Source organism: Inquilinus sp. CAU 1745, from assembly GCF_039839375.1.
In the GTDB taxonomy this organism is placed as follows: Bacteria; Pseudomonadota; Alphaproteobacteria; order DSM-16000; family Inquilinaceae; genus JBDOQU01.
In genome coordinates, this window is the sequence record NZ_JBDOQU010000002.1 from 34,068 (window position 1) to 50,657 (window position 16,590).

At 66.8% G+C, this 16,590-nt stretch carries 15 protein-coding genes; 2 read left to right on the forward strand and 13 right to left on the reverse strand.

Annotation, left to right across the window (positions count from 1 at the left end):
- Positions 1-2: 2 nt before the first annotated feature.
- The 7 genes from AAFN89_RS02570 to AAFN89_RS02600 all read right to left on the reverse strand — a co-directional run bounded on the left by AAFN89_RS02570 (position 3) and on the right by AAFN89_RS02600 (position 7,105).
- Positions 3-1,352, reverse strand: coding sequence for an FGGY-family carbohydrate kinase (locus AAFN89_RS02570; RefSeq protein ID WP_347535590.1), 1,350 nt, complete (start codon positions 1,350-1,352; stop codon positions 3-5).
- A gap of 10 nt (positions 1,353-1,362) precedes the next feature.
- Positions 1,363-1,677, reverse strand: a complete 315-nt coding sequence (gene rhaM, locus AAFN89_RS02575) for an L-rhamnose mutarotase (protein ID WP_347536348.1) — start codon at positions 1,675-1,677, stop codon at positions 1,363-1,365.
- 5 nt (positions 1,678-1,682) lie between these two features.
- Positions 1,683-2,678: an ABC transporter permease gene (locus tag AAFN89_RS02580; RefSeq protein WP_347535592.1), complete on the reverse strand. Its 996-nt coding sequence runs from the start codon at positions 2,676-2,678 to the stop codon at positions 1,683-1,685.
- The gene (locus tag AAFN89_RS02585; RefSeq protein ID WP_347535594.1) at positions 2,675-3,655 is read right to left on the reverse strand and encodes an ABC transporter permease; all 981 of its coding nucleotides are present in this window, start codon (positions 3,653-3,655) and stop codon (positions 2,675-2,677) included. Before AAFN89_RS02585 ends, AAFN89_RS02580 begins: the two co-directional genes overlap by 4 nt.
- On the reverse strand, positions 3,652-5,178 hold the full coding sequence (locus tag AAFN89_RS02590; RefSeq protein ID WP_347535596.1) for a sugar ABC transporter ATP-binding protein: 1,527 nt from the start codon (positions 5,176-5,178) through the stop codon (positions 3,652-3,654). Before AAFN89_RS02590 ends, AAFN89_RS02585 begins: the two co-directional genes overlap by 4 nt.
- Positions 5,179-5,239: 61 nt before the next feature.
- Positions 5,240-6,238 (reverse strand): rhamnose ABC transporter substrate-binding protein, encoded by a 999-nt coding sequence (gene rhaS / locus AAFN89_RS02595; RefSeq protein WP_347535599.1) that lies wholly within the window; start codon positions 6,236-6,238, stop codon positions 5,240-5,242.
- A gap of 57 nt (positions 6,239-6,295) precedes the next feature.
- On the reverse strand, positions 6,296-7,105 hold the full coding sequence (locus AAFN89_RS02600; protein ID WP_347535601.1) for a DeoR/GlpR family DNA-binding transcription regulator: 810 nt from the start codon (positions 7,103-7,105) through the stop codon (positions 6,296-6,298).
- 180 nt (positions 7,106-7,285) lie between these two features.
- On the opposite strand from AAFN89_RS02600, the gene AAFN89_RS02605 reads away from it, so the two are divergent.
- Together AAFN89_RS02605 and rhaI are read left to right on the forward strand one after the other, a co-directional pair.
- Positions 7,286-9,379: a bifunctional rhamnulose-1-phosphate aldolase/short-chain dehydrogenase gene (locus tag AAFN89_RS02605; protein WP_347535603.1), complete on the forward strand. Its 2,094-nt coding sequence runs from the start codon at positions 7,286-7,288 to the stop codon at positions 9,377-9,379.
- 31 nt (positions 9,380-9,410) lie between these two features.
- On the forward strand, positions 9,411-10,706 hold the full coding sequence (gene rhaI / locus AAFN89_RS02610) for an L-rhamnose catabolism isomerase (protein ID WP_347535605.1): 1,296 nt from the start codon (positions 9,411-9,413) through the stop codon (positions 10,704-10,706).
- Between the two features lie 5 nt (positions 10,707-10,711).
- Here rhaI and AAFN89_RS02615 read toward each other — a convergent pair whose 3' ends face one another.
- Genes AAFN89_RS02615 through AAFN89_RS02640 form a run of 6 tightly spaced genes read right to left on the reverse strand, consistent with a single transcriptional unit; the run spans position 10,712 to position 16,576 of the window.
- A complete protein-coding gene (locus tag AAFN89_RS02615) occupies positions 10,712-11,698 on the reverse strand; it encodes a serine hydrolase (RefSeq protein WP_347535607.1) in 987 nt (328 codons plus the stop codon).
- 9 nt (positions 11,699-11,707) lie between these two features.
- Entirely contained in the window at positions 11,708-12,055 is a 348-nt protein-coding gene (locus AAFN89_RS02620; protein ID WP_347535609.1) for a RidA family protein, read from the reverse strand.
- Positions 12,056-12,060: 5 nt separating this feature from the next.
- Positions 12,061-13,191 carry an FAD-binding oxidoreductase gene (locus AAFN89_RS02625; protein WP_347535611.1) on the reverse strand — a complete coding sequence of 377 codons (1,131 nt, stop codon included), beginning with the start codon at positions 13,189-13,191 and terminating at the stop codon, positions 12,061-12,063.
- Positions 13,181-14,218, reverse strand: a complete 1,038-nt coding sequence (locus AAFN89_RS02630) for a histone deacetylase family protein (protein ID WP_347535613.1) — start codon at positions 14,216-14,218, stop codon at positions 13,181-13,183. The genes AAFN89_RS02625 and AAFN89_RS02630 overlap by 11 nt, the downstream gene beginning before the upstream one ends.
- Before the next feature lie 25 nt (positions 14,219-14,243).
- Complete coding sequence (locus AAFN89_RS02635) at positions 14,244-15,176, reverse strand: 3-keto-5-aminohexanoate cleavage protein (protein WP_347535615.1); 933 nt, start codon at positions 15,174-15,176, stop codon at positions 14,244-14,246.
- Positions 15,177-15,205: 29 nt separating this feature from the next.
- The gene (locus AAFN89_RS02640; RefSeq protein ID WP_347535617.1) at positions 15,206-16,576 is read right to left on the reverse strand and encodes an aspartate aminotransferase family protein; all 1,371 of its coding nucleotides are present in this window, start codon (positions 16,574-16,576) and stop codon (positions 15,206-15,208) included.
- Between the last annotated feature and the right edge of the window lie 14 nt (positions 16,577-16,590).

The window sequence follows — 16,590 nt, forward strand, 5'->3', positions numbered from 1 at the left end:
CGTCAGCCGGCAAGGATTCTCCAGCGCCTCGCATACTCCGCGAACCCGGCCGGCAGGATGTCTTCCGTCGCCGCGACGGCGGGCTGCGCCGCCGGCAGACCGCCGGCCAGGAGCGCGGCGCCGGCGCTGGTGCCCGTCGAGCCGCTGGCGCTTTCCACGGGTCGCCCCGTCACGGCCTTCAGCGCGGCGGCGAAGAGCGCGTTGCGGGCGAACGGCCCTTCGATGACGACAGGGCCGGACGGCGCGGCCAGTTCAAGGCATTCGGAAGTCATCAACGCCGTATAGAGCGAGGCGACCGCCGTCCGCTCGGCGGCCGAGAGGGTCGCCGGGTCGACCGTCCAGTGGCCACGCCCACCGGGGAAGGGACCGCACGGTCCGACGAAGGACGGCAGCGCCATGATGTCGTTCTCCACGATCCGGGCCACCGTTCCGGCATCCGGCGTTTCCGGCCGCCCCTCCGTCAGCAGGTCGAACTCCCGCCCGCCCATGAAGCGGGCGGATGGAACCGGACGGCCATGGGCATCGACATTGGCGAGCGTATCGCGCGCCGGATCGAGCCGGGAAGGATCGCCGCCGACACCGAAGAGGATGATCCAGGTTCCGGTCGACACCACGGCGAAGGGCGAGGGCCGCGCCATCAGGTGCGGCAGCAGCGACGCGTTGGAATCATGCAGGCCGGTATGGACGGGGACAGGCCGGGCCAGACCCGATTTCACGGGGCCGAGCACGTCGAAGGCCGACCGCACCGGCGCCATCAGCGGCCGGACGCCCAACCGGTCGACCAGCGTCGAGAAGGTTCCCGCGGCGGGATTCCAGAGATCGGTGTGGCATCCCAGCGACGTCACCTCCGTCGCCGCGATGCCGGTCAGCCGCCAGCCCCAATATTGCGGGTAGGTGACGATGCGGCGGACCCGCGAGAATGCGTCCGGGAAGCGCCGCTGCTGATAGAACAGCTGTGCCCCGACATTGAGCCCGAGAGGAAGGCGGGGCGAGCGCGTCTCAACGAACGGTGGGCGGAGCCGGTCATATTCGTCGGCCAGCGCGTCCGGCCCGTCATGTTCGTAGTCCAGCACCGGCAGGGCGAGGCCGTCATCGCCAAGCAGCGCGGCGCTGGCCCCGTGGGCGGTGATGGATATCGCATCGAACCCCCGATCGGCGGCGAAATCCGCCAGCCCGTCCATGAAAAAGGCGAACAAGGCTTCGACATCGAAATGCGGATAGGGACCTGCCCGGCGGACATCGTTGGGCATCGTCCGCATCGCCGTCTCGGCGCCCGTCGCGCGGTCGACCGCCGTCAGCTTGGCGTTGGTCTTGCCGACATCGATCACCGCGATATGCGCCTGTCCGCTCATCGGATGGCGCTCATTCCATGTGAAAGAGCGTGACCAGCGGCGACTGGACCGGCGAATTGTCGGGGTTCGTCTCCATGATATCGGCCATATGCGCCCACCAGCGCCTCATCACCGGATGGCTGGGCAGCGCGTCCATGCCATGGTCGCGCGATCGCCACAGGACGCCGAACAGGAGATTGGTTTCCGGGTCCCAATGGATCGAGTAATCCGATATCCCGGCGTCCCTCAGCAGCGACGAGAGTTCCGGCCAGATCGCGTCGTGCCGGCGGCGGTATTCATCCTCCTGGCCCGGACGCAGCTTCATCCTGAAAGCGTATTTCTCCATCCCGCTCATGCCGGCTTCCTTTTCAGGCGGCGGACGAGGGTCGGCAGGGCGATGACGCCGATCAGCAGGGCGCCGATGAAGATCGACATGACGATGCCGGGCACGTTGAGGAGGCCGAGCCCGAACGTCACCAGCCCCATGACGAACGCGGCGAGCACGACGCCGCCGATGCTGCCCGATCCGCCGAGGATGCTGACCCCGCCGAGAACGACCATGGTCACGATCTCCAGCTCCCAGCCGAAGGCGATCGATGGCCGCGTGGAGCCGAGCCGCGCGGTCAGCAGAATGGAGGCGAGGCCGCTCATCGCCCCGGTCAGGAGGAAGAGGATGAACTTCACGCGTTCCACGGGCACGCCGGAGAAGCGGGCGGCCAGCGGGTTGTTGCCGACGACATAGATCTTCCGGCCGAAGGAGGTAGCGTGGAGCAGGATCGCGAAGGCGATGGCCAGCAGGGCGAACAGGAAGAACTCGAACGAGATCACCCACCAGACATAGCCCTGCCCCAGCCAGGCGAAGGCCGGCGGGTAGTCGCCATAGGCCTGATCGCCCAGCACGACATAGGAGATTCCGCGAAAGAGGCTCATCGTCCCGATGGTGACGACGATGGAGGGCAGGCCCAGCCTGGTCACCAGGAAGCCGTTGAACGCCCCGCAGAGGAGGCCGACGGAGAGGCCGATGAGGATCAGCCCCGGCGCGCCGACGCCGAACTGGGCGGCCGCGCCCATCGCGGTCGAGGCCAGCGCCATGATGGCCGCCACGGAAAGGTCGATCTCGCCGGAGATCACCAGCAGCGCCATCGCGAATGCGACGATCGCCTTCTCCGTGAAGTTGAAGGTGGCGTCCGAGAGGTTCCAGACATTCAGGAAGTAGGGCGTGGCAAAGGAGTTGGCGACGAAGACCGCCACGGCCACGCCCAGCAGCAGGACTTCCCAGCTTGCCAGCGTGCGGGCGAGCGGCGTGCCGAGCCGGTCGGGGATATGGCGTCGGGCGAGATCGGTCATGACGCGGCCCGTTCCTGGCGCAGGATGAGCCTTCCGCCGCGCCGTTCCTGCCGGGCGTTCAGCGCCACGGCGGTGATGATGACACCGCCGGAGATCGCCATCTGCCAGAAGGGCGAAACGTCGATGACCGGCAGCGCGTTGGCGATGACGCCGAGGAAGAGAGCCCCCAGCACCGCGCCTCCGGCCGTCCCGATCCCTCCGGCGATCGAGATGCCGCCGATGACGCAGGCGGCCACGACATCCAGTTCGAACCCGCCGGCAATATCGACATAGGCGACGGCGAAGCGGGCGACCCAGAGATAGCCGCAGAAGCCGGCCAGCGCGCCGGAGAGGACGAAGGCGAGGAAGCGGGTCCGCCCGACATCGATGCCGGCATAGATCGCGGCGGTCGGGTTGCCGCCGGCCGCATGGAAGGCGCGGCCCAGCACGGTGCGGGTCAGCAGCACGGTCAGCAGGGCGATGATGAGGAGCGCGATACACGACATGACGGGGACGCCCAGCACCTCGTGGCGCGGAAACTGGAGGAAGGGGCCCGTCAGCTCGTGCGCGTTGACCCAGCGCCCGCCGGACAGCACGAAGGCGAGCCCGCGATAGATGGTGAGCGTGCCCAGCGTGACGACGATGGGCGGGATATCCAGCTTCCACACCAGCACGCCGTTGAACGCGCCCAGGACCGCGCCGATCCCGATGGAAAGCAGGACCAGCAGGGCGAGCGGAAGGCCGGGATATCCCGCATTCAGCATCGCCACCGCCATGCCCGTGAAGGCGAGGTTGGCGGCGACGGAAAGGTCGATGCAGCGGGTCAGGATCACCGCCATCTGGCCGAGGGCCAGAATGATGAGGATCGAGGTGTTGTTGAAGACGTTGACCAGGCTGCCCGGCGTGGCGAAGGAAGGCGAGCGTAGGGAGACGAGGCCGATCAGGAGGATGACCGCCAGCGCCAGCAGCACCTCCCTTGTGCGCAGGAAACGCGTCATGCCGCTTCCCGTTCGTTGCCGGTGGCGGCGCGGACCAGCGTCTCCGCATCCAGATCCGCCCGGTCGTAACCGCCGACGACCAGCCCTTCGCGCATGACCAGCACCCGGTCGGCCATGCCGAGGATTTCCGGCAGTTCCGACGAAACCATGATGACGCTGAGCCCTTCCCTGGCCAGTTCGCCCATGAAGGCGTGGACGGCGGCCTTCGATCCGATGTCGATCCCCTTGGTCGGCTCATCCAGGATGATGACCTTCGGCCGCGTCGCCAGCCATTTGCCGATGACCACCTTCTGCTGGTTGCCGCCGGACAGCGTGCCCATCGACTGCGACAGGGCCGCGGCCCGGAGGTCCAGCCGTTCGGCGTATTTCCGAGAGAGGGAGAATTCCTCGGCCAGCCTGAGGAAGCCCAACCGCGTGGTGCGGCCGAGCGACGGCAGCGAGATGTTCTGGAAGATCGGCAATTGCAGGATCGCGCCGTGGCGGCCCCGTTCCTCCGGCACGTAGACGATACCGGCGCGGATCGCATCGGCGGGGGAGCGGATGGATATCTCTTTCCCCTCCAGCAGGATCCGGCCGCCGCCCGGCCGGGTGATGCCGAAGAGCGACTGACAGAATTCCGACCGTCCGGCGCCGACCAGCCCGTAGAGGCCCAGGATCTCCCCCCGCCGCAAGGTGAAGCCGATGTCGCGGAACTCGGTCGGATGGGAATAGCCTTCGACCGAAAGGACCGGCGCGCCTATGGCGACCTCGGTCTTGGGAAACACCTGCTCGACCACGCGGCCGACCATCAGGCGCACGATCTCGTCATGGCCGATGTCATCCATGCGCCCGGCGCCCACGGCCTTGCCGTCGCGGAAGACGGCGTAGCGATCGGCGATGCGGAAGACCTCGTCGAACTTGTGGCTGATGAAGAGGATGGCGCGCCCCTCCCCCTTCAGCGTTTCGATGATCCCGAACAGATCCTCGACTTCCCGGTGGGACAGGGCGGCCGTCGGTTCGTCCATGATGACGATGCGCGCGTCCACCGACAGCGCGCGGGCGATGGCGACAAGATGGCGCTGGGCGATCGCCAGATCCTTCAGCCGCGCCCTTGGATCGAGATCGGCGCCGATGGAAGCGAGGAGACAGGCGGCGCGCTCGTGCATCGCCTTGACGTCGACGAACCCAAACCGGGTGCGGGGCGCGTGGCCGATGAAGATGTTCTCCGCCACCGACAATTCGTCGAACAGCACCGTTTCCTGATGGATGGCGGTGATGCCGTGGGCGACCGCGGCCTCCGCCGTGCGCAGATCGACCGGCCTGCCGTCGATCAGCACCTCGCCTCCGTCCGGCCGGTAGATTCCGGTCAGGATCTTGACCAGCGTGGACTTCCCGGCCCCGTTCTCGCCGATCAGCGCGGTCACCTCGCCCGGCGCGAGGTCGATATCGACCTCGTCCAGCGCCTTGACGCCGGGGAACGTCTTGGAGATGCCGCGCATGGCGAGCAAGGGCCGCCGGTCCGGCGTCTGGGAAGGATTCGGCATGGTCTGCATGTCAGCGGGCGGGGGAGGGCCTGACAGGTCCGGCCCTCCCCGTTCCATCGGATCAGAAGATCGACGCGAATTCGTGGACGTTCGACGCGTCGTAGACGAAGGGTTCGGCCATCGCGGCCTCCCCGTTCTCGCCGACGGTGAGCATGCCCATCCGTCCCATGTCGATCTCCGACCCCGGTTCGCCCGTCGCATTCCCGGCGGCCAGATTGTAGGCGATCATCGTGGCGGAGTAGCCGAGGTCGATCGGGTTCCAGATGGCGAACGACTTGGTCGCGCCGGAATCGATCGCGCCCGCCATCTCCGACGGCAGGCCGAGACCGGTCACATAGACCTCGCCGATCCGGTCGGCGTCGGCCACCGCCTGGGAGGCGGCGAGGATGCCGACGGTCGTGGGCGCGACGATGACGTCCAGGTCTGGATAGTTCGTCATCAGCCCCTGGGCCTCGCGGTAGCTCTTGTCCGCCAGATCGTCGCCATAGACGATGTCGACGAGGTTGAGCCCCGGGAAGTCGGCAAGCTGGCTCTGCATCTCCTCGATCCAGATATTCTGGTTGGTCGCCGTTGAGGTGGCCGAGAGGATGGCGAAGTTGCCTTCCCCGTTCTCCATATGGTCGGCCGCGAGCTGCAGGCACATCCGGCCGATCAGCTCATTCGAGGACGGGTTGAGATGGACCTGCCTGCCTTCGGGCGCGACGCCGGAATCCCAGGAGATGACGGTGATGCCGCGATCCATCGCGCGCTGGAGGATCGGCACCAGCGCGTCGGGATCGTTCGCCGACACGGCGATGGCGTCGACATTCTGCGCGATCAGCGAGGTGATGATCTCGATCTGGCCCTCGGCGGTCGGCGCGGTGGGGCCGGTATAGATGATCTCGACATCGCCCAGTTCCTCGGCCGCCTCCTGCGCGCCGCGATGGGCCGCCTCGAAGAAGCCGTTGCCCAGCGATTTCACGACCAGCGCGATGCGCGTCCCGTCCTGCGCCGCCGCCGGGGCGGCGATGAAGGCGACGGCGAGCGCCGTGCCGGCTGCCAATGTCTTGAAGATGTTCATATCGTCCTCCCTTTATATGCGTTGCGTTGAACCGCTTTCGGACCTGTGCGCTTTTCCTCAGGCGACCGAGATTTCCTCCTTCCCTTCGGTGGCGGAAGTAGCCGCCACGATCAGCGAAACCCCCGCCGCCTCGATCATCCGTCGCGCCGGGTCGGGAATGCCGTCGTCGGTGACGATCGTCGAAACCCTGTCCAGCGCGCAGAGGATGAGGCTGGAGCGGCGGGTGAACTTGGTGCTGTCGACCAGGACGATCAGCTCATCGGCCTGATTGATCAGCTTCTGTTCGGCCTGGATCAGCAGCGCGTCGGATTCCATGACCCCCAGCGCCCCGACGCCCTGGGCGCCCATGAACATCCGGCGCGCATAGAAATTGCGCGTCACGTCGTTCTCGAACGGGCTCAGGATGATGTTCTGCTCACGATAGATGGCGCCGCCCGGCAGCATCACCGTGTTCTTGGAATGCTTCAGCAGGTGTTCGGCGATCGGGAAGGAATTGGTGAACACCTGCATTCGGCGCGACGCCAGGAAATGCACCATCTGGAAAGTTGTCGTCCCGCCATTGACGATGATCGGGTCGCCATCGTCGCACAGCGCCACGGCCGCCCGCGCGATGGCGCGCTTCTTGTCGCCGTTGACGCTTTCATTGACCTTGTAGGGACGCCCGGCGAGGCCGGTGAATTGCGGCGGGTTGATCGCTTCCGCTCCCCCGCGCACCCGGCGCAGCCGGCCTTGGACATGGAGGGCCGCGATGTCGCGGCGGATCGTCGCCTCCGAGGCGCCGGTCAGCTCGACAATGTCCTGGATCGTCACCACGGGCTTTTCCTGAATGGCGCTCAGGACAATGCGGTGACGTTCGCGTTCGTGCATTCGCTTCGACCCTCCGTCAACTCACCGATCCTCATCCCTCTTCCGATATTCTGTCAATCATAAACGATCATTTTCAGTCATATTGCATCGCACAATGATAATATATGATCGGTTTCGATTGACGAAGGAGGGCGTCCGCGCGATATCTGGACCCGGATGACAAAGCCCCGGGAGATGATGATGGCCGCTGTCCGCTTGCTGGAGAACCGATGGGACGACGCCCACGCGGCGGGGCTGGATCAGCGGCAATTGCTGCTCTACCGGTCGAACCTGCTGGGCGCGGACAAGCGGATCACCAACTATGGCGGCGGCAATACATCGGCCAAGGTGACGGAGACGGATCCGTTGACCGGCGAACCGGTCCCGGTGCTGTGGGTCAAGGGCTCCGGCGGGGATGTTGGCACCATCAGGATGGACGGCTTCGCGACGCTCTACATGGACAGGCTGGAGGCGCTGAAGGGGCTCTATCGGGGTGTGGAGGACGAAGACCGGATGGTCGGCTACCTGCCCCACTGCACGTTTGACCTGAACCCGCGGGTGGCGTCCATCGACACGCCGCTGCACGCCTTCGTGCCCCACGTCCATGTCGATCACATGCATCCCGACGCGATCATCGCGATCGCGGCGTCGGAGAATTCCAGGGAACTGACGGCCGAGATCTTCGGCGACGAGATCGGCTGGCTGCCCTGGCGGCGGCCCGGCTTCCAGCTCGGCCTCGATCTGGAAGCCTTCATCAAGGCGAACCCGAAAGCCAAAGGCGTGGTGCTGGAAAGCCACGGGCTGTTCACCTGGGCCGACGACGCCAAGGATTGCTACGAGCTGACTCTGGAGATCATCAACCGGGCCATTCGATGGCTGGCCGAGCGAACGGAAGGCAAGGCGGTCTTCGGCGGCGTCGCGGTCAAGAGCCTGGGCGAAGCGGAACGCCGCCGGATAGCGGCCCGGCTGATGCCGGAAATCCGTGGCCGGATCGGCGGCAAGGAACGCAAGCTGGGCCATTTCGACGACCAGGACGCCGTACTGGAGTTCGTCAATTCACGGGACCTGGAGCCGCTGGCCCGGCTGGGAACCAGTTGCCCGGACCATTTCCTGCGCACCAAGATCCGGCCGCTGGTCCTGGAATTCGATCCCGCCCGCCCGGATGTCGACGCCGTCCTCGCCGGGCTGGATTCGGCGCTGGCCGACTATCGCGCGGACTACACCCGCTATTACGAAGCATGCCGGCATGAGGACAGCCCGGCGATGCGCGACCCCAACCCGGTCGTCTTCCTGATGCCCGGGATCGGCATGATGACCTTCGCTCGCGACAAGGCGACGGCGCGAATCGCGGGGGAGTTCTACGTCAACGCCATCAACGTCATGCGCGGCGCATCCACCGTGTCGACCTATCAGGGCCTGCCGGAGCAGGAGGCGTTCGATATCGAATACTGGCTCCTGGAGGAAGCGAAGCTTCAACGCATGCCGCGGCCGAAGAGCCTGGCCGGGCGGGTCGCCTTCGTCACCGGCGGGGCGGGGGGCATCGGCAAGGCGACGGCCGCCCGGCTGATGCGGGAAGGTGCCTGCGTCGTCCTGGCCGATATCGACGCACCGGCGCTGGAGGGCGCGCGGGAGGAACTGGCCGCCCATTTCAGCGCCGATCAGGTGTCCGGCGTGGCGCTGGACGTCACCGACGAAGCCGCCGTGTCGGCCGCTTTCCGGGCGGCGTCCATCGCCTTCGGCGGAGTCGACATCCTGGTGTCGAACGCCGGCATCTCCTCCTCCGCGCCGGTGGAGGATACCGAGCTTTCCATGTGGAACCGCAACATGGACATATTGGCGAAGGGCTATTTCCTCGTCTCGCGGGAGGCGTTCCGCCTGTTCCGGCGGCAGAAGCTGGGTGGCAATATCGTCTTCGTGGCGTCGAAGAACGGGCTCGCCGCCTCGCCCAACGCATCGGCCTACTGCGCCGCAAAAGCGGCGGAGATCCACCTCGCCCGTTGCCTGGCGCTGGAGGGAGCCGACGCCGGCATCCGGGTCAACACCGTCAATCCCGACGCGGTGCTGAGAGGATCGAAGATCTGGACCGGCGAATGGCGGGAACAGCGCGCCGCCGCCTATAACATGGCGCCGGACGAGCTGGAGGAGCATTACCGCAAGCGGTCGATGCTGAAGCTGAACGTGCTGCCGGAGGATATCGCGGAGGCGATCTGTTTCCTGGCCGGCGACGCCTCGGCCAAATCGACCGGCAACATCATCAATGTCGATGCGGGCAACGCGCAGTCCTTCACGCGCTGACGCCCGGCCGTCGACAAGCGGGAGGATCCGGATGACCCAGGGACCCATTTCGGCCGATATCCTGACGGCGGAGAACGAGAAACGTATCGGCGACCTGGAGCGGGACTACCGCTCGCTGGGCGAACGCCTGTCGCGGCGCGGCGTCGATATCGACGCCGTCACCGCCAGGGTGGCCGGATTCTCCGTCGCCGTGCCGTCCTGGGGTGTCGGTACGGGCGGCACGCGCTTCGCCCGCTTCCCCGGCCCCGGCGAACCGCGCGATATCTTCGACAAGCTGGAGGATTGCGCGGTCATCCACCAGTTGACGGCGGCGACGCCCACCGTCTCCCTGCACATCCCCTGGGACAAGGTGGAAGACCCCGGCCGGCTGAAGGCCCATGGCGACGCGCTGGGGCTCCGCTTCGACGCCATGAACTCCAACACCTTCTCCGACGCGCCCGGCCAGAAGCTGTCCTACAAGTACGGTTCGCTCAGCCATACCGACGCGGCCGTTCGCCGGCAGGCGGTGGAGCACAATCTGGAATGCATTGAGATCGGCCGGGCGCTCGGCTCCACCGCGCTGACGGTCTGGATCGGCGACGGGTCGAACTTCCCGGGGCAGAGCAATTTCACCCGCGCGTTCGAACGCTATCTGTCCTCCATGGGCGAAATCTACACGGCACTGCCTGAGGACTGGCGGCTCTATACCGAACACAAGATGTATGAGCCGGCCTTCTATTCGACGGTGATCCAGGATTGGGGGACGAACTACCTGATCGCCCGGACGCTGGGTCCGAAGGCCTATTGCCTCGTCGATCTGGGCCACCACGCGCCCAACGTGAATATTGAGATGATCGTCGCCCGGCTGATCCAGTTCGGCAAGCTGGGCGGCTTCCATTTCAACGACAGCAAATATGGCGACGACGATCTGGATGCAGGCGCGATCGACCCCTACCGGCTGTTCCTGGTGTTCAACGAGCTGGTCGACGCCGAACGGCGAGGCGCCGACGGCTTCCGGCCCGCCCACATGCTGGACCAGTCGCACAATGTGACCGACCCGATCGAGAGCCTGATGTCGAGCGCGGGCGAGGTGCGCCGGGCCTACGCTCAGGCCCTGATCGTCGACCGCGCGGCGCTGGAAGGCCATCAGGCCGAAAACGACGCGCTGATGGCGGCCGAAACGCTGAAGCGGGCATTCCGCACCGATGTCGATCCGATCCTGGCGAAGGCCCGGCTGGATGCCGGCGCGGCGATCGATCCCGTCGCCGCCTATCGCGCCAGCCGCTACCGGGAAGCCGTCTCGGCCCGGCGTCCGGCCTCCGCGGGCGGCGGTGGAGGGATCGTCTAGGACGCTTAGCTCAGCGAGAGGACCGGTCCATCGAGGAGCCGCATCAGGTCCCCGAAATATCCTTCCGAACGCGCCGGCCGAGTGGGGTCGGAGGTTATCGCGACGGCAAGTCCGCGTTCGGGATGCGCCGCGATGATCTGCCCGCCATAGCCCCGCGCCATCACATAGCCGGACGTGCTCAGGAACCAGCCATATCCATAGTCCAGGCCGGAATAGGGGGATTGCGTGCGAGGGATCGACGAGGCGGCGATCCAGTCGGCCGGGATGATCTGCGCACCCCCATAGCGCCCCCCGTCGCGCATCAGCATGGCGATCCTGAGCATGCATTGCGGCGTCAGGCTCATCTCGTTGCCGCCGAGGAAGTACCCTTGCGGTCCCCGCACCCAGGGCGCGAAATCGATGTCCAGTCCGGAGCCCAGCCTGTCGCGCGCCAGTTCAAGCAGGCTGTCACCGGTGGCTGCCGTCAGCGCCGCCCCCAACACATGCGTCGTACCGGTGGAATAGATCATCCGGCCGCCGGGCCGCGCGACCATGGGACGGCTGAGCGCATCGGCGATCCAGTCGTCGGAGGCCACCCAGCCGCCATAGTTGGCTCCCGACGTGCTTTGGAGGCCGGCGCGCAAGGTCACCAGATCCTCCATCGTGATGTCCGCGACCCCTTCGGTCGCGTCAGACGGAATGATATCGGGGGCCACGTCCCCCAGGCGGGCGTCGACGCCGGCGATCTCGCCGCGGTCGATCGCCGTGCCCAGCAGCAGGGCGACGATGCTCTTCGAACATGATTTTATGTTCGCCGGACGATCCAGCCCCGGCCCGCGCAACACTTCCGCGACGATCAGTTCATCGCCGAGCTGAACCTGAAGCGAATGCAGTTGCACCATCCCCTGAAGGGCGGCGCGCACCTCCCCAACCTCCTGCGCCGCCGCCCGTCCGACGAACGGCGCGGCGAGACCGGCCAAAAGGGCGGCGGAAAAGGTCCGGCGGGAGATCATCCGGAGCGTCTACAGCGCCGCCGTCACCTGGATCTCGACCTTGTAGTCCGGCGTTGCGAGGGCGCTTTCGACGCAGGCGCGGACGGGCGGATTCGCCGGATCGATCCAGCGGTCGTAAACGGCGTTCATCTCATTGAACCCCGCAATGTCGGCAAGCCAGATGTTGCAGGTCAGGAGCTTCGACTTGTCGGTCCCGGCGCGGGCCAGCAGCGCGTCGATGTTGGCCAGGATCTGGCGTGTCTGCTCCGCAAGGTCGGCCTTGGGATCGTCGCCGACCTGGCCGGCGAGAAAGACCGTGCCGTTATGGATCACGGCCTGGCTCATGCGTGGGCCGGAATCCAGCCGTTCGATGCTCATATCGTTTACTCCTCAAGCGTGGAAAAGCGGCCGGGCGACAGGGCAGCGGGATCGACGCCGGCGCGGGTGAGATCGTGCGGAACGCTTTCGCCGAGCACGAGCGCGCCGGCAAGCATCCCCATTGCGGGGGATGTCTGGATACCATAGCCGCCCTGCCCGGCCAGCCAGAAGAATCCTTCCGCTTCCGGGTCGTACCCGACCACCGGCGTACGGTCGGGCGCGAAGGTGCGGAGGCCGGCCCAGCGATGCGCGATCCGGCGCACGGGGATGTCGACAGCATTCGTGAAGCGATCGACGGCGACGGCGATGTCCATCTCCTCCGCCTGGACATCGTGCGGCTCGACCGGCGTTTCGTCGGCCGGAGAGATCATGATCCGGCCGGATTCGGGCTTGAAGTAGAAGCTTTCGGCCACGTCGCCGGTGAGCGGCCAACGGGAGACATCGTCCCCATCGCGCGCATCGACCACGATGGCGGTGCGCCGGCAGGGGACAAGGCCGACCGGCCGCGCGCCGGCCAGCGCGGCAACCGTATCGGCCCAGGCCCCGGCGGCATTGATGACGATCGGGGCTTCGAAGATTCCCGCCGGCGTCTCCACGCGCCAGACGCCGCCATTCCGGGTCATCCGCCCCACCCGCGCGTCGGTCACCACCCGGCCGCCGGCCTCCCTCATCGCCTTCAGGAAACCGAGATGCAGGGCGTTGACATCGATATCCGTGCTGTCCGGCTCATAGGCCGCTCCGATAAGGCGGTCGCGCTTAACGCGCGGCGCCAGCCGAAGCGCCTCGTCGGCCGTGATGCGATCCATCCCGTTGCCCCCGGCGACCAGATCGTCGAGCGCTTCCTCCTGTCCTTCGAAGGCCAGATGCAGGCTGCCGCGCGGGCCGAGCAGGCTGTGTTCGGCGAATCCGGCCGGCGGGTTTTCGAAGAACGAACGGCTCGCCGCCGTGAGCGACCGGATGGCGCGATTGCCGTAATTCTGGATGAAGATCGCGGCGGAGCGGCCGGTCGAGTGATAGCCCGGCTGCGCCTCCGCCTCCAGCACCAGCGTCCTGGCGCGGCCGGCCAGGAACGCCGCAGCCGATGCGCCGGCCATGCCCCCGCCCAGAACGATCGCGTCGGCCGTTTCAGCGGTCATTCCGCCCATCCTCGAACCCCTTCAGAAAGCTGCTGAGATTGCCGCCCAGTTCCCGGCACATATAACCGCCCTCCTGCACGATGACGGTTGGCAGATCAAGCCCGGCGATGACGCGGGCGATCCGGCCGAAGCCCCCGGTCGTCACCTTGAGCCCGGCCAGCGGGTCGCCTTCGAAGGGATCGAGGCCGAGCGCGACCACCAGCGCATCCGGCGCGAAAGCGCGGATGCGGCTCAGCGCCTTCTCCAGCACTTCCAGATAACCATCGTCCGCCGTACCGCGCGGCAGCGGCAGGTTGAGATTGTAGCCAAGACCGGGGCCGACGCCCCGTTCGTCTGAATGCCCCCAGAAGAAGGGATAGAACCGCACCGGGTCCGCGTGGAGGCTGACCGTCAGCACGTCGGCGCGGTCGTAGAATATCCCTTGCGTGCCGTTGCCGTGGTGCAGGTCCACGTCCAGGATCGCCACCCGCGCCGCCCGCTTTCTCAGATACTGGGCGGCGATCGCCGCGTTGTTGAGGAAGCAGAACCCGCCCGCCATACCGGCGAAGGCATGGTGCCCCGGCGGCCGGCAGAGAGCATAGGCCACGGCCTCACCGCCGCCGAGGACCATTTCCGCCGCATGCGCCGCCGTATTCGCGCTGGCGCAGGCCGCTTCCCACGTGCCGTCGGAGATCGGGCAGGCCGTATCCGCCATGTGATAGCCCGCCTGGCCGACGGCGGAAGCCGGATAGCCGTCCGCGCGCCCATTGGGATGGATGTTCGGTACGACCTCCGCCGACGCGCCGTCGATCCGCCGCCAGCGGGTGTAGATCGTCTCCAGGAACTGGAGGTATTCGGGCGTATGTACGGCGGCGCGGGGACCGGCCCCGTGATCCGGAGGCGCGACAAGCTCATGCCCCGCCTCACCGACGGCGGCCAGAAAGGTTCGCGCCCGCTCCGGGACTTCCGGATTCGGCTGCGGCGCGCCGGAGACCAGGAAATTCCTGGGGTCGTGCAGCATCTGCGCTTCGTCGAAGACAACCTTCATGGGACGATTCCTCGGAGTAAAGGCCCTAGAAGGCGACGCGATCGCCGCCCTTGAGCGCCAATGCCGCGCGCGCCTCGGCCGGGGTCGCCACCTCCAGGCCCAGGGCTTCGACGATGCCGCGGATCTTCGTGACCTGCTCGGCGTTGCTTCGCGCCAATTGGCCGGAGCCGATGGTGAGCGAATCCTCCAGCCCCACCCGGACATTACCGCCCAGGATCGCCCCCATGGTGGCGAGCGGCATCTGGTGCCGCCCCGCGCCAAGCACCGAAAAGGCATAGGCGTCGCCCAGCAGCCGGTCCGCCGTCCGCTTCATGTGCAGGAGGTTATCCGGGTCCGGGCCGATGCCGCCCAGAATGCCGAAGATGAACTGCGCGAACAGCGGCGGCTCGACCAGCCCGCGCTCCAGGAAGTGGGCCAGCGTGTAGATGTGGCCGACATCGTAGCATTCGAATTCGAAGCGCGTGCCGTGCCCCTGTCCCAGATCCTTCAGGATGCGTTCGATGTCCGCGAAGGTGTTCCTGAAGATGAAGTCGCGGGTGGATTCCAGGTAGGGCCGCTCCCAGTCGTGCTTCCAGGCGTCGAACTTCGCGGCCGCGCCGAAGATGCCGAAATTCATCGATCCCATGTTGAGCGAGCACATCTCCGGCGCGGCCCGGAGCGCCGCCTCCAGGCGCTGGTCGACCGACATGTTGTGGCCGCCGCCGGTGGTTATGTTCAGGACGGCGTCGCAGGACTGCTTGATGCGCGGCAGGAACTCCATGAACAGGTCCGGGTCGGGCGACGGCCTGCCGGTTTCCGGATCGCGGGCGTGGAGGTGCAGGATCGCCGCCCCGGCCTCCGCCGCGCCGATCGCCGCTTCGGCGATCTCCGTCGGCGTTATCGGCAGATGGTCGGACATGGTCGGGGTGTGGATCGACCCCGTGACGGCGCAGGTGATGACGACCTTGCGGGCGGCCATATGGTTGATCTCCGGATCTTCGGGAATGTCTAACGGCGCGGCAAATCGAGTTCGTCGGCGAGCGCGGAGAGGCTGTCCCGGAGAATCGAGACGATCGCGTCGATCTCCTCCGCCGTGACGATCAGGGGCGGACAGACCAGTATGTGGTCCCCCGACAACCCGCCCCGGGTCCGCCGTGAATAGACGATCAGTCCGCGATCGTAAGCGAGGTCGACAAGCCGCTGATGGGCATTCAGTCCCGGATCGAGGGTCGCGAAGCTGTCGCGGTCGGCGACCATCTCGAAGGCGGTCAAAAGGCCCTTACCGCGAACGTCGCCGATGAACGGGAACGCCTCCATCAACTCCCCGAGGCGCGCCATCAGATAGTCGCCCATGCGCGCCGCATTGCCGGTCAGGTCACGTTCCAGCAATTCGCGCAGGACCGCGCGGCCGGCGGCGCAGGCGAGCGGGTTGCCGGCATAGGTGTGGCCATGGATGAATCCGCCCTTGTCCAGCACCTGCTCGACCATCCAGTCGGGCGCGACCATGGCGCCGAGCGGGCTGTAGCCGGCGGCGAAACCCTTTGAGAGGGCGACCAGGTCGGGCGTGACGTCCCAATGTTCCGCGGCCAGGAACTTGCCCGTGCGGCCGGCCCCGGACATCACCTCGTCATAGATCAAGAGGATGCCGTACCGGTCGCATATCTCCCGGATGCGGGGGTAGTAGCTGTCGGGCCCGACCAGCGCGCCGGTCGAAGCGCCGCCCACCGGCTCCATGATGAAGGCGAGCACGGTTTCCGGACCCTGGCGGAGGATCTCTTCCTCCAGCAGGTCGGCGTAGCGCAGGCCCCGCTCCTCCATGGTCAGCGCATCGCGGTCTCGATAGGCCGTCGGCGCGGGAATCTTCGGCATCTCGCGCATCATCGGCGCGAACGGCGCGGTCATCGGCGCGTAGCCGGTGACCGCGAGCGCCCCCAGCGTGCCGCCATGATAGGAGGGGAAACGGGAGATGATCTTGTACCGGCTGCCCTCACCGGCCGCGAGAGCGTATTGCCGGGCCATCTTGAGGCAGCTTTCGACCGCCTCCGATCCGCCGGAGACGAAGAACACCTTGTCGAGGCGGTCCGGCATGACGGCCGCAAGCTCCCGGGCCAGGTCCTCGGCCGGGTCGTTCTCGAAATGCAGGCGGTAGGCGAAGGTCACCTTGTCCATCTGCGCCTTCATGGCGTCGAGCACGCGCCGGTTGGAATGGCCCAGATTGGCCACCATCGCGCCCGACGACCCGTCGATATAGCGTCGTCCGGAGACATCCCACATGTAGATGCCCTCGGCCCGGTCGATCGGCGGGCGGCGCAATCGCGACTGGTAGAACAGGTGCGACGGCTGGTTGTGACCGGCCGGAGCGGCGGGTTCGGCGAACATGGGGGGATATCCTC

Coding starts and splice junctions, on each gene's coding strand:
- AAFN89_RS02605 (WP_347535603.1), top strand. CDS start 7,286: ATGGCCGCTGTCCGCTTGCTGGAGAACCGATGGGACGACGCCCACGCG.
- AAFN89_RS02590 (WP_347535596.1), bottom strand. CDS start 5,178: ATGCCGAATCCTTCCCAGACGCCGGACCGGCGGCCCTTGCTCGCCATG.
- AAFN89_RS02580 (WP_347535592.1), bottom strand. CDS start 2,678: ATGACCGATCTCGCCCGACGCCATATCCCCGACCGGCTCGGCACGCCG.
- AAFN89_RS02620 (WP_347535609.1), bottom strand. CDS start 12,055: ATGAGCATCGAACGGCTGGATTCCGGCCCACGCATGAGCCAGGCCGTG.
- AAFN89_RS02570 (WP_347535590.1), bottom strand. CDS start 1,352: ATGAGCGGACAGGCGCATATCGCGGTGATCGATGTCGGCAAGACCAAC.
- rhaM (WP_347536348.1), bottom strand. CDS start 1,677: ATGGAGAAATACGCTTTCAGGATGAAGCTGCGTCCGGGCCAGGAGGAT.
- AAFN89_RS02625 (WP_347535611.1), bottom strand. CDS start 13,191: ATGACCGCTGAAACGGCCGACGCGATCGTTCTGGGCGGGGGCATGGCC.
- AAFN89_RS02640 (WP_347535617.1), bottom strand. CDS start 16,576: ATGTTCGCCGAACCCGCCGCTCCGGCCGGTCACAACCAGCCGTCGCAC.
- AAFN89_RS02600 (WP_347535601.1), bottom strand. CDS start 7,105: ATGCACGAACGCGAACGTCACCGCATTGTCCTGAGCGCCATTCAGGAA.
- AAFN89_RS02615 (WP_347535607.1), bottom strand. CDS start 11,698: ATGATCTCCCGCCGGACCTTTTCCGCCGCCCTTTTGGCCGGTCTCGCC.
- rhaI (WP_347535605.1), top strand. CDS start 9,411: ATGACCCAGGGACCCATTTCGGCCGATATCCTGACGGCGGAGAACGAG.
- AAFN89_RS02630 (WP_347535613.1), bottom strand. CDS start 14,218: ATGAAGGTTGTCTTCGACGAAGCGCAGATGCTGCACGACCCCAGGAAT.
- AAFN89_RS02635 (WP_347535615.1), bottom strand. CDS start 15,176: ATGGCCGCCCGCAAGGTCGTCATCACCTGCGCCGTCACGGGGTCGATC.
- AAFN89_RS02585 (WP_347535594.1), bottom strand. CDS start 3,655: ATGACGCGTTTCCTGCGCACAAGGGAGGTGCTGCTGGCGCTGGCGGTC.
- rhaS (WP_347535599.1), bottom strand. CDS start 6,238: ATGAACATCTTCAAGACATTGGCAGCCGGCACGGCGCTCGCCGTCGCC.